Annotated in this window: 10 protein-coding genes and 1 pseudogene; 6 read left to right on the forward strand and 5 right to left on the reverse strand. The window is 72.6% G+C overall.

Going from position 1 to position 11,826, the window contains the following annotated elements; all coding sequences use genetic code 11:
- The 3 genes and pseudogenes from M8J74_RS38320 to M8J74_RS38330 all read left to right on the forward strand — a co-directional run.
- Window positions 1-94, forward strand: a pseudogene (locus M8J74_RS38320) (6-phosphogluconate dehydrogenase); the annotation flags it as partial.
- A 6-nt stretch (window positions 95-100) separates the two neighbouring features.
- Window positions 101-694 carry a histidine phosphatase family protein gene (locus tag M8J74_RS38325; protein WP_058922024.1) on the forward strand — a complete coding sequence of 198 codons (594 nt, stop codon included), beginning with the start codon at window positions 101-103 and terminating at the stop codon, window positions 692-694.
- Window positions 695-800: 106 nt separating this feature from the next.
- Entirely contained in the window at window positions 801-2,258 is a 1,458-nt protein-coding gene (locus M8J74_RS38330; protein ID WP_249840852.1) for a membrane-associated oxidoreductase, read from the forward strand.
- Here the strand turns inward: M8J74_RS38330 and M8J74_RS38335 are convergent.
- A complete protein-coding gene (locus M8J74_RS38335; protein WP_249840853.1) occupies window positions 2,245-4,044 on the reverse strand; it encodes a bifunctional sugar phosphate isomerase/epimerase/4-hydroxyphenylpyruvate dioxygenase family protein in 1,800 nt (599 codons plus the stop codon). The two genes, M8J74_RS38330 and M8J74_RS38335, sit on opposite strands and share 14 nt — an antisense overlap.
- 17 nt (window positions 4,045-4,061) lie before the next feature.
- On the reverse strand, window positions 4,062-4,937 hold the full coding sequence (locus M8J74_RS38340) for a shikimate dehydrogenase (protein ID WP_249840854.1): 876 nt from the start codon (window positions 4,935-4,937) through the stop codon (window positions 4,062-4,064).
- Window positions 4,938-5,080: 143 nt separating this feature from the next.
- On the opposite strand from M8J74_RS38340, the gene M8J74_RS38345 reads away from it, so the two are divergent.
- Window positions 5,081-5,746 carry a TetR/AcrR family transcriptional regulator gene (locus M8J74_RS38345; protein ID WP_249840855.1) on the forward strand — a complete coding sequence of 222 codons (666 nt, stop codon included), beginning with the start codon at window positions 5,081-5,083 and terminating at the stop codon, window positions 5,744-5,746.
- Window positions 5,747-5,936: 190 nt separating this feature from the next.
- The gene (locus M8J74_RS38350) at window positions 5,937-7,283 is read left to right on the forward strand and encodes an MFS transporter (RefSeq protein ID WP_249840856.1); all 1,347 of its coding nucleotides are present in this window, start codon (window positions 5,937-5,939) and stop codon (window positions 7,281-7,283) included.
- A gap of 627 nt (window positions 7,284-7,910) precedes the next feature.
- Here the strand turns inward: M8J74_RS38350 and M8J74_RS38355 are convergent.
- The gene (locus tag M8J74_RS38355) at window positions 7,911-8,285 is read right to left on the reverse strand and encodes a VOC family protein (RefSeq protein WP_249840857.1); all 375 of its coding nucleotides are present in this window, start codon (window positions 8,283-8,285) and stop codon (window positions 7,911-7,913) included.
- A gap of 104 nt (window positions 8,286-8,389) precedes the next feature.
- Between M8J74_RS38355 and M8J74_RS38360 the strand changes: the two genes are divergently transcribed.
- Window positions 8,390-10,759 carry an ATP-binding cassette domain-containing protein gene (locus tag M8J74_RS38360; protein ID WP_249840858.1) on the forward strand — a complete coding sequence of 790 codons (2,370 nt, stop codon included), beginning with the start codon at window positions 8,390-8,392 and terminating at the stop codon, window positions 10,757-10,759.
- A 13-nt stretch (window positions 10,760-10,772) separates the two neighbouring features.
- On the opposite strand, the gene M8J74_RS38365 is transcribed toward M8J74_RS38360, so the two are convergent.
- Both M8J74_RS38365 and M8J74_RS38370 read right to left on the reverse strand, forming a co-directional pair.
- Window positions 10,773-11,183 (reverse strand): VOC family protein, encoded by a 411-nt coding sequence (locus M8J74_RS38365; protein WP_249840859.1) that lies wholly within the window; start codon window positions 11,181-11,183, stop codon window positions 10,773-10,775.
- A 129-nt stretch (window positions 11,184-11,312) separates the two neighbouring features.
- A complete protein-coding gene (locus M8J74_RS38370) occupies window positions 11,313-11,750 on the reverse strand; it encodes a PPOX class F420-dependent oxidoreductase (RefSeq protein ID WP_249840860.1) in 438 nt (145 codons plus the stop codon).
- Window positions 11,751-11,826: the final 76 nt, after the last annotated feature.

Raw genomic sequence — 11,826 nt, forward strand, 5'->3', positions numbered from 1 at the left:
CTTCTCCTCCCGCCAGGACGACTCGCCGCAGATGAAGATGGTCGCCGCGCTGCGCAACCAGTTCGGCGGCCACGCCGTCGAGTCGAAGAAGTAGCCTGCCGTGGGTGACCTCCTCCTGGTCCGTCACGGCGAGACCGAGTGGAGCGCCTCGGGACAGCACACCAGCTTCACGGACCTGCCCCTCACCCGGCGCGGTGAGGAGCAGGCCAAGTCCCTCGCTCCGCTCCTCGCCCGGCGGACGTACGCACTCGCCCTCACCAGCCCGCTGGCCCGCGCCGTACGGACCGCCGAACTGGCGGGCCTGACCGGCACGGCCGTCGAGCCGAACCTGCACGAGTGGAACTACGGCGCCTACGAGGGCATCACCACCGTCGAGATCCACCGCACCCGCCCGCACTGGGACCTGTGGCTGCACGGCGTGCCGCCGGGCGGCGAGGGCCGCCCGGGGGAGACGCCGGCCGAGGTCGGCGAGCGGGCCGACCGGGTGCTGGCCCGCGTCGACGCGGCCCTGCAGAACAGCACGGGCGACGTGATCCTGGTCGCCCATGGGCACTTCCTGCGCGTGCTGACGGCACGCCGGCTGGGGCTGTCCCCGGCGGAGGGCCGGCTGTTCCAGCTGGCGACGGGCACGGTGGGCCGGCTGTCCACCGAGCACGGCCACCCGGTCATCGCCGAGTGGAACACCCGGCCGTAGGCCCGCGACCGGTCGGGCCCACGTGGAACGGCCCCGCTCAACGCCCCTGTTGAGCGGGGCCGTTGCCGTGGTGGCCCGATCCGGGACTGACTAGAGTTCCCGGTTTGTGGAGATCAACGAGCTGACGGCGGCCGAACGGCGGGTGTGGCGGGCGTTCGCCACGGGAACGGCCGTCGACTTCCGCGAAGGCGACGACGAGGACGTGACGGACGGCGGCCGGTGGGGGCCCGAACGGACCGTCCGGGCAAGCGTGTTGCGCGCCCTGCTGCTCAACGGGCCCCAGGAGGCCGGGGAGATAGCGGCCCTCAAGCTGGCCGGAGCCCGGATCACCGGAGTCCTCGACCTGCGCTACGGCGCGAGCGACGCCGCCGTCCGGCTGAGCCACTGCCACTTCCAGGAGGTTCCGGAGCTGTACGGCGCCCGGTTCCGCCAGCTCAACCTGAGCCACTCCGCGCTGCCCGGCCTGACCGCGGCCACCCTGCGGGTGGAGGGCGTGCTGCGGCTGACCGACTGCCGGATCACCGGGCCCGTGCGGCTGGGCGGGGCCCACATATCCGGGGCGCTGTTCCTGGAGCGGGCGCGTCTGTCGGCGCCGGACGACCCGGAGCCGGTGCTGCGGCTGCACCACGCCGAGATCGGCGACGACCTGTGGGCGCCCGGGATGCGGGCCGACGGCCAGGTGCAGCTCGACGGGGCGGCCGTCGCGGGCACGGTGAACCTGGAGGGGGCGGAGTTCCACAACCCGGGGGCCACGGCCGTCAGTGCCCTGCGCATGGACACGGGGTCCGACCTCAGGATGAGATCCGTGCGCACCGACGGCCGGGTCGACCTTCGAGGCTCCCGTGTCCCGGCCCGTTTCGACCTGACCCGGGCCCGGCTGTCCAACCCCGACGGCACGGCCCTGCGCCTGAGCAGTTGCACCATCGGCGAGCTGTGGCTGCTGAAGGGCGCCGTCGCGGGCATCCTCAATCTGCGCCGCGCCCACCTCGACGTCCTGTACCTGGACCCCGGGATGCTGCCGGCCAAGGTCTTCCTCAGCGACCTGACCTACACCACCCTCACCCCGCACGAGCCCGCCGAGCGCCGGCTGCCGATGCTGGAGCGCGACCCCCGCTACGAGCCCCACTCCTACGAGCAGCTGACCGCCGCCTACCGCCGCATCGGCGACGACTACGCCGCCCGCCTGGTGCAGCTCGCCAAGCAGCGCCGGCTGCGCACCACCCGCGCCTGGTACGGCCGCCTGTGGGGATACGTCCAGGACGCCACCGTCGGCTACGGCTTCCGCCCGCTGCGAGCGGCGGTCTGGCTGCTGTCGCTGCTCGCGATCGGCTCGATCGCGTTCGCGACGCACCACCCCCGGCCGCTCAAGGCGTCCGAGGCCCCGCACTTCAACCCCGTCTTCTACACCCTCGACCTGCTGCTGCCCGTGATCTCCTTCGGCCAGGAGGACGCCTTCGCCCCGGACGGCTGGTACCAGTACCTGGCCTACACCCTGATCATCACGGGCTGGGTCCTGGCCACGACCGTCGTCACCGGCGTGACCAGGAGTGTCAGCCGCCAGTGAGCCGGCGCGCCGCGTGCTGGGCGGCCAGCCGGACGGGGGCGTTGACCGCGCCGTACCCGCGGTAGCCGCCGTCGCGCTGGACCAGCTCGAAGAAGACGCGGCCCACGGTCCGGGTGTAGCAGTGCCGGAACTCCCCGTGGGCGTCACGGTCGTAGAGGATGCCCAGCTCGCGGTACGTCTCCAGCTCGCCGTCGGCGAACGCGAACCGGGCGGCCAGGTCGTCGTAGTAGTTCGCCGGCATCGGCAGCAGCGCGCCGCCCGCCGCCCGGAAGCGCCGGGCCGCCGTCACCACGTCCGGGGTCGACAGGGCGATGTGCTGGGCGTGGACGGTGTCGTCGGCCGGGGCCGCGCCGACCGACAGGGCGATGCGCACGCCGCCGCCTTCTCCCGTGACCGCGCGGCTGCGCAGCAGGCCGTAGGGGTCGGCGACGTCCACGCTCTCCTGGGCGGACAGACCGAGGACGCCGCGGTGGAAGAGGGCGGCCTCGTCGAAGTGGTGCCAGGGCTGGACGAGGGCGAGGTGGTCGATGCGGGTCACGCCGGTGCCGGCGGCCGGCTGCCCGGTGTCCTCGAAGTCGGCCCGCCAATTGGGCAGTCCGGGGCGGTCGGTGGCGCAGAAGAACAGCTCGGTGCCGTCAGGGGCGGCCACGGCGTCCAGCGGGGCGTCCCGCTCGGCGCGCCTGCGCGGCAGCACCGGCGCGAGCAGCGCCTCGGCCCGGCGGGCGGCGCCGGGCGGGTCCGGGGACTCCAGGCCGATCGCGGCGAGCCCGGTGCCGTCGCCGCGCCGGACGCCCGTGCCGGTGTTGACGAGGACCCGGGCCTCGCCCTGCTGCCACAGGTCGACGGGCTTGCTGCGGTGCCGGGCGCCGCGGGTGAAGCCCAGGGCGGCGAGCACGTCGGCGACCGGTCCGGCGTCGGACGTGACCAGTTCGGCGAAGGCGACGCCGGTCGGGACGACCGGGGCGGGCAGGTCGGCCACGCCCACCTGTTCCTGCAGGACGAGCAGGGAGCGGTGGGCGTCCACGGCGGTGGGGCCGGCCTCGGCCTGGCGGAAGACGTCGTTGAAGACCTCCAGGGAGAGCGGGCCGTCGTATCCCGTGCGCAGCACGTGCCGCACCAGTCCGGCCACGTCGAAGCCGCCCTGGCCGGGGAAACAGCGGTAGTGGCGGCTCCACTGCAGGACGTCCATGGCGAGCAGGGGCGCGTCCGCGAGCTGGAGGAAGAAGATCTTCTCGCCGGGGATGTCCTCGATGCCCTTGGGGTCCGAGCCGCGCGAGAGGATGTGGAAGCTGTCCAGGCAGGTGCCCAGCGCGGGGTGGCCCGCCGTCTCGACGACGTGCCAGGCGTGGTCGTAGGTGCTGACGTGGCGGCCCCAGGCGAGCGCCTCGTAGGCGACGCGGACGCCGAAGTCCTGCGCGAGGTCGGCGAGCCGGCTCAGCTGCTCGGCGGCGAGGGCGTCGTCGTCGGCCGCGAGGGGGTGGACGCTGGAGCAGACGAGGACCGTGTCGGCGCCGAGGCGCCGCATCAGCTCGAACTTGTGCCGGGCGCGGCGCAGGTTCCGCGCGAACTCCTCCTCGGGTACGGCCTCGATGTCCCGCAGGGGCTGGTAGAGGTCGACGGTGAGGCCGAGGTCGGCGCACCGGGCGCGGATCTCCTCGGGGCCGAGCGGGCTGGCGAGCAGGTCGTTCTCGAAGATCTCGACGCCGTCGAAGCCGGCCCGGGAGGCCGCGGTCAGCTTCTCGGTGAGGGAGCCGCTGAGGGAGACGGTGGCGATGGACGTACGCACCTTCGGGTACCTCCGTTTCAGTTGGCGGCGGTGACGGCGCCCGCGAGTTCGCCGATGTCCCGCAGCATGCGGGCCGTGTCGGGTTCGCGGCCGGTGAAAAGGCGGAAGGCGTCCGCGGCCTGGAAGACGGCCATGCCGCCGCCGTCCAGCGTGGCGCAGCCCACCGCGCGTGCGGTGCGCAGCAGTTCGGTCTCCAGCGGGCGGTAGACGACCTCGGCCACCCAGAGTCCGGGGCGCAGCAGTGCGGCGGCGAAGGGCAGGCCGGGGTGGGCGGCCATGCCGGTCGGGGTGGCGTGCACGACGCCGTCGGCCCCGCCGAGGAGTTCCGGAAGCCGGTCCGGGGTCGCGGCGGCGGCGCGTCCGGCGCCGAAGTGGCGGTTCAGGGCGGCGGCGAGGTCCGCCGCCCGGTCGGCGAGCGCGTCCACGACGGTGACCCGCCCGGCGCCGAGGGTGAGGGTGGCGTGCGCGACGGCCGCCCCCGCCCCGCCGGCACCGAGCTGCACGACCCGCTCCAGCGGTGCGTCGGGCAGTCCGCGGGCGAAGGACGCGGCGAAGCCGGTGACGTCGGTGTTGTGGCCGGTGGCGCGGCCGTCCTCGAAGACGACCGTGTTGACCGCGCCGAGCGCCTCGGCCTGCGGGGCGAGCGCGTCGAGGTGGTCGAGGACGAGCTGCTTGCACGGGTGGGTGATGTTCAGGCCGTCGTAGCCGAGGTCGCGGGCGGCCCGTACCAGGTCGCCGACGGCTTCCGGGCGCACGCCGAGGGTGTCGATGTCGATGAGCCGGTACAGGTAGCGCAGGCCCTGCCGGTCCGCTTCCCGCTCGTGCAGCGCCGGGCTGAGCGAGGGGCCGATGCCGGCGCCGATCAGTCCGACGAGATACGAGTCCTTGGCCACGCGGTCCTCCTGAGCCAGACGCTAATGTACGAACCAGTACGTTAGCTATAGCAGCCGGACGGCCTTCCCGGGAAGACCCCGCGGGCGGCGCCCGGCGCTCCTTCTAGAATCTGCGGCACCGGCCGCACTCCCGAAGGAACCCGATGACCAGCGTCGACGAACCGGCACGACCGAACGGGCGGATCCGCGACGCCGCCCGCACCCAGGCCGAGATCCTCGACGTGGCCACCCAGGAGTTCGCGCGGGCCGGCTACGACGGCGCCCGGGTCGACGAGATCGCCGCCCGCACCCGCACCACCAAGCGGATGATCTACTACTACTTCGGCGGCAAGGAGCAGCTGTTCACGGCCGTCCTGGAGCGCGCGTACGGCGTGATCCGCGAGGCCGAGCAGCAGCTCGACGTGGACCACCTGGACCCGGTCGCGGCGATCCGGCGGCTGGCGGAGCTGACCTTCGACCACCACGAGCAGCACCCGGACTTCATCCGCCTGGTCAGCATCGAGAACATCCACGGCGCCGAGCACATCGCCGCCTCCGAGAAGCTCGGCCGGATGGGCTCCCCCGCCCTCGACGTGATCCGCCGCATCCTGGCCGCCGGACAGGAGTCGGGCCTGTTCACGGCCGACGTCGACGCGGTCGACCTGCACGCGATGATCAGTTCGTTCTGCTTCTTCCGGGTCGCCAACCGGGCGACCTTCGGGGCCCTGTTCGACCGCGACCTGGTGGACCCGGCGCGGCGCGAGCACTACCGCGCCATGCTGGGCGACATGGTGATCGCCTACCTGACGGCGGAGCGGGCCACCGGCTGAAGCCGTACGACGGCACCTCTTGACACCCGGGAAACGCGGCTGCAACATCCCTGGACAACCGCTACTAACTATCCAGTGCGTTCATTAGCCGGGTAGCGCCCGGCGCGGCCGCCCCGCCACCCCAGGGTCGCGGCACCTTCCCTCTCCGCTCACTCCGCCTACGCTGGAGTCCCCCCGAAGGAGCACCGCCGTGTCGTCCGTCCCCGCCGAAGCCGTCGGGCAGCCGAAGAAGGCGGCCGCCGCCGCCTGGATCGGCAGCGCCCTGGAGTACTACGACTTCTTCATCTACGGCAGCGCGGCCGCGCTGATCTTCCCGAAGGTGTTCTTCGACGAGTCCGACCCCGCCACCGCGACCCTGCTGTCGCTGGCCACGTTCGGTGTCGCCTACGCGGCCCGGCCGGTCGGCGCGCTCTTCCTGGGCCACTTCGGCGACAAGCTGGGCCGCAAGAAGATCATGGTCTTCACGCTGATCCTGATGGGTGTGTCGACGTTCCTGATCGGCTGTCTGCCCACCCGTGCCCAGGTCGGCACCCTCGCGCCGGTCCTGCTCGTGCTGTGCCGGGTGCTGCAGGGCATCTCGGCCGCCGGTGAGCAGGCCAGCGCCAACTCCATGACCCTGGAACACGCGCCGGGCCACCGGCGCGGCTTCTTCACCAGCTTCACGCTCAGCGGCACCCAGGGCGGCCAGCTCATCGCCACCCTGGTCTTCATCCCGGTGGCGGCCCTGCCCGAGGACCAGTTGCTGACCTGGGGCTGGCGGGTGCCGTTCTGGGCGAGCGTCGTCGTCGCGGCCGTCGGCTGGGTCATCCGCCGCCGGCTGGAGGAGACACCGGCCTTCACGCAGCAGGCGTCCTCCTCCGAGGGGGTCGTGAAGCTGCCGCTGGCGGTGCTGCTGCGCGAGCACTGGGCGGACGTGCTGCGGGTGATCGCGGGCGCGCTGATCGCCTCCGTCTCCACGATCTTCACGGTCTGGGCGCTCGCCTACGCCACCGGCGACACCGTCGGCATGTCCCGCTCCTCGATGCTGTGGGTGGGCGCGCTCGCGAACCTCGTCGCGCTCGCGGCGATCCCGCTGTGGGCGACGCTGTCGGACCGCATCGGCCGCCGGCCGGTGTACCTGATCGGCGCCGCCGGCAGCGCGGTGGCGATGTTCGGGTACCTCTGGGCGATCTCCACCGGGAACTATCCGCTGACCCTGGTGCTGGGCATCGTCGCCTTCGGGGTCGTCTACAGCGCCGCGAACGGCGTGTGGCCGTCCTTCTACGGCGAGATGTTCTCCACCCGGGTCCGCCTGTCCGGCATGGCGATCGGCACCCAGATCGGCTTCGCAGTCGCCGGTTTCGCGGTCACCTTCGCCGCCGAGATCGCGGGCCCCGACGGCGGCGACTGGTCCGCGGTGGCCCTGTTCACCGCCGCCCTGTGCGTCCCGCCGGTGATCGCCGTCCTCTCGGCCCGCGAGACGGCCAAGGTCCCCACCGAACGCCTCGGCGAGCGCCCGGCCGCGGAGACGGCCCAACGCGAAACGGTGACGGCCTGACCCCTCGCGCGCAAGCCCCGGCCTCCCCACGGCACCGCCCACCGGAGTCCGGGGCTTACGCGTGCGCACGCCAGGGGTCGGCCGTCGGGCCACGGCCCGAGCTCCGCGTGAGCGCGACAGGGGTCGCCGTCCGGCCACGGTCCATGCTGCCGCCTGAGCGACACGGGGCCGCCCTCGGGTCTCGTCCCGAGGTCCGCGCGCGCGACAGGGGGGCCGTCGAGTTCACAGCCCGAGTTCCGCGTGAGCGTGGCAGGGGCCACCGTCCGGCCACGGTCCATGTTGCCGCGTGAGCGACAGGGGTCCGCCGTCGGGTCACGGCCGAGGTCCGCGTGAGCGTGGCAGGGGCCACCGTCCGGCCACGGTCCATGTTGCCGCGTGAGCGACAGGGGTCCGCCGTCGGGTCACGGCCGAGGTCCGCGTGAGCGTGGCAGGGGCCACCGTCCGGCCACGGTCCATGTTGCCGCGTGAGCGACAGGGGTCCGCCGTCGGGTCACGGCCGAGGTCCGCGTGAGCGTGGCAGGGGCCGCCGTCCGGCCACGGCCCATGGTGCCGCGTGAGCGACAGGGGGCCGTTGTTGTGCCACGGCACGGGTTCTCGCGCTGACGCGACCGGCGGCGCGTCGTCGGGTCACGGTTCCGGCGTCCGTACCGGATCGGGTCCCCCCGGCCGCGGGTGCCGGGGCTCGTACAGGGCGATCTCGCCGCCGCCCGGCAGCCGCAGTGTCGTCACCCGGCCCCACCGGGCGTCCTGCGCGGAGCGCGTGAACTCCACGCCCGCCCGGGTGAGTTCGGCGACGGTCGTGTCCAGGTCGTCGCACATCAGCATCAGTTCGTGCGCCGGGTCGCCGTCGGTCGGATGGCAGGCGACCTCGGCGGGCGGTGCCTCGAAGATCAGCCAGCCGTGCCCGGCGTCGACGTACGCCCAGCCGAGGACGTCCCGCAGGAAGAGGCGGTCCGCCTCCGCGTCACGGGAGTGGATCACCATGTGTGCGCCATTGATCACCCGACGGAGCCTACGCACGTGTGTCAGGAATGGAGAAGCGCCGCTCCCGGGCCTCGCCTAGCCTGACCGTCACGGGCGTCACCCGCGCGACGGATGGAGAGACGATGAGCAAGGTGCCGGCACCCTCGCAGCACGCTGCCGACAGCCACGACCTGATCCGCGTGCACGGCGCCCGCGAGAACAACCTCAAGGACGTCAGCGTCGAGCTCCCGAAGCGCCGGCTGACCGTGTTCACCGGTGTCTCCGGCTCCGGCAAGAGCTCCCTGGTGTTCGACACGATCGCCGCCGAGTCGCAGCGGCTGATCAACGAGACCTACAGCGCCTTCGTGCAGGGCTTCATGCCGACCCTCGCCCGCCCCGAGGTGGACGTCCTCGACGGCCTGACCACCGCCATCAGCGTCGACCAGCAGCGCATGGGCGCCGACCCGCGCTCCACCGTCGGCACCGCCACCGACGCCAATGCGATGCTGCGCATCCTCTTCAGCCGCCTCGGCAAGCCCTACGTCGGCCCGCCCGGAGCCTTCGCCTTCAACGTGCCCTCCGTCTCGGCGGCCGGCGCGATCAAGGTGGGCGGCGCCAAGAAGGCGCAGAAGGTCACCTTCAACAAGGTCGGCGGCATGTGCCCGCGCTGCGAGGGCCGCGGCGCCGTCTCCGACCTCGACCTCACCCAGCTCTACGACGACACCAAGTCGATCAACGACGGCGCCTTCACCGTCCCCGGCTACACCGGTGGCGGCTGGAACTCCCGCCTCTACGCGGAGTCCGGCTTCTTCGACCCCGACAAGCCGATCCGGAAGTTCACCAAGAAGGAACTGCACGACCTGCTGCACCACGAGCCGGTCCGGATGAAGATCGCGGGCATCAACATGACCTACGAGGGTCTGATCCCGCGCATCCAGAAGTCGATGCTCGCCAAGGACAAGGAGGCGATGCAGCCGCACATCCGGGCGTTCGTGGAGCGGGCCGTGACCTTCACCACCTGCCCCGACTGCGACGGCACCCGGCTCGCCGAGCACGCCCGCCAGGCGCGGATCAAGAAGCTCAACATCGCCGACGCCTGCGCGATGCAGATCAGCGACCTGGCCGACTGGGTGCGCGGTCTGAAGGAGCCGTCGGTGGCGCCGCTGCTGACCGCGCTGCAGCAGACCCTCGACTCGTTCACCGAGATCGGTCTCGGCTACCTCTCCCTCGACCGCCCCGCCGGCACCCTCTCCGGCGGCGAGGCGCAGCGCGTGAAGATGATCCGCCACCTCGGCTCCTCCCTCACCGATGTGACGTACGTCTTCGACGAGCCGACCATCGGCCTGCACCCGCACGACATCCAGCGGATGAACGAGCTGCTGCTGCGCCTGCGGGACAAGGGGAACACGGTGCTGGTCGTGGAGCACAAGCCGGAGGTCATCGCGATCGCCGACCACGTCGTCGACCTCGGCCCCGGCGCCGGCACGGGCGGCGGCACGGTCTGCTACGAGGGCACGGTGGAGGGGCTGCGGGACAGCGGCACCATCACCGGCCGGCACCTCGGCGACCGGGCGTCGCTGAAGGACACGGTGCGCAAGGCGACCGGAACGCTGGAGATCCGGGGCGCGCGCACGCACAACCTCCAGGACGTCGACGTCGACCTCCCGCTGGGCGTGCTGTGCGTGGTCACCGGTGTCGCCGGCTCCGGCAAGAGCTCGCTCGTGCACGGGTCGATCCCGGGCGACGCGGGGGTGGTGGCCGTCGACCAGAGCCCGATCCGCGGCTCCCGGCGCAGCAACCCGGCGACGTACACCGGTCTCCTCGACCCGATCCGCAGTGCCTTCGCCAAGGCCAACGGGGTGAAGCCGGCCCTGTTCAGCGCCAACTCCGAGGGCGCGTGCCCGACGTGCAACGGCGCCGGCGTCGTCTACACCGACCTGGGGATGATGGCCGGTGTCTCCAGCACCTGCGAGGACTGCGAGGGCAAGCGGTTCGACGCGTCGGTGCTGGAGTACCGCTTCGGCGGCCGGGACATCAGCGAGGTGCTCGCGATGCCGGTGGCCGAGGCGGAGGAGTTCTTCGCGGCCGGCGAGGCACGCACCCCGGCCGCCCACCGGATTCTGACGCGCCTGGCCGACGTCGGTCTCGGCTACCTCACGCTCGGCCAGCCCCTCACCACCCTCTCCGGCGGCGAGCGGCAACGCCTGAAGCTGGCCACGCACATGGGTGACAAGGGCGGCGTCTACGTCCTGGACGAGCCGACCGCGGGCCTGCACCTGGCCGACGTGGAGCAGTTGCTCGGCCTGCTGGACCGGCTCGTGGACGCCGGGAAGTCGGTCATCGTGGTGGAGCACCACCAGGCGGTGATGGCCCACGCCGACTGGATCGTCGACCTCGGCCCCGGCGCCGGCCACGACGGCGGCCGGATCGTCTTCGAGGGCACCCCTGCCGACCTGGTGGCGGCACGCTCCACGCTGACGGGACAGCACCTGGCCGCCTACGTCGGCAAGTGAACGGTGAGCGCGGCTAGTTGTTCGACCAGCCGCGCTCGCACAGCACCAGGCGGTAGCCGTCGGGGTCCTCGACGGTGACGCCCCAGCGGTTCCAGTACGGGTTGGGGGACGGCACCCGCTTCCCTCCGTGCTGCTCCAGCCGCGCCACCAGGTCCTCGGGGACCGGCCCGTCGACGTAGACGACGAGCAGGTCCTCCTCGGTGGGCCGGGGTTCGACCGGGGCCGCGGACTCGTGGACGAGCTCCAGGTGCCATCCGGCGTCCGGCCAGCCGACCATCAGCAGGTCGTGCTCGCCGGGTTGGCCGCCGCCCTCGGTCCGCCATACGACGCTCAGCCCGAGTCCCGTCACCCAGAACCGCTCGGCGGCGGCGAGGTCCCGCGACGGGCGGGCGAGACGGATGTGGCTGCGGCCGTCGACGGGCATCGAGGTCTCCTCCTGCGCTGCGGTGTCCTGGTGAGCAGCCTAGGCAGCACGTGATCCCCGGACCATGCGACATCCGACCTGCGGCCACGGTCCTAGGACCGGACCTGCCGGCGTGCCGGGCGGCCCGTCTCAGCCCTCGTTCGCACCCTTCGGGATGCCGTACGCCCGCTCCACCTTCAGCCGGACCACCAGCCGGCCGTCGCGCACCATCGCGGCGCGGTAGTCGTCCCAGTCGGGGTGCTCGCCCAGGACGTCGCGGTAGAGGCGGATCAGTTCCTCCACCGTGTCGTCGTGCGGGTCCTTGGCGACGGGCGAGAGCTCGGCGGTGCCCTCGACGACGGTGTAGGCACGGCGATCGGGGGTGGAGACGTGGTAGGACACCCGCGGGTCGCGGCGCAGGTTGCGGGTCTTGGCCCGGTCGTCGGTGACGGAGATCCGGATGATCCGCTCTTCCGGGTCGTAGTGGTGGCTGACGTTCGACAGCTGGGGGCGGCCGTCTCGCTTGAGGGTGACCAGTACGCCGCCGCGGTGATCCGACAGCAGGTGGAGCAGTGTGTCCTGAGTCATATCCGGGTCAACCCGAGCGGTCCGGTGCCGCATTCCCGGTCGCCGAGGGCCCGTTGGTAGACAGTGTCTACCCGCC

Source organism: Streptomyces panaciradicis (assembly GCF_023516615.1).
Classification (GTDB): Bacteria; Actinomycetota; Actinomycetes; order Streptomycetales; family Streptomycetaceae; genus Streptomyces; species Streptomyces panaciradicis.

Excerpts from the sequence above, each read along its gene's own strand:
- M8J74_RS38345 (WP_249840855.1), top strand. The coding sequence starts at position 5,081 with ATGACCAGCGTCGACGAACCGGCACGACCGAACGGGCGGATCCGCGAC.
- M8J74_RS38360 (WP_249840858.1), top strand. The coding sequence starts at position 8,390 with ATGAGCAAGGTGCCGGCACCCTCGCAGCACGCTGCCGACAGCCACGAC.
- M8J74_RS38365 (WP_249840859.1), bottom strand. The coding sequence starts at position 11,183 with ATGCCCGTCGACGGCCGCAGCCACATCCGTCTCGCCCGCCCGTCGCGG.
- M8J74_RS38370 (WP_249840860.1), bottom strand. The coding sequence starts at position 11,750 with ATGACTCAGGACACACTGCTCCACCTGCTGTCGGATCACCGCGGCGGC.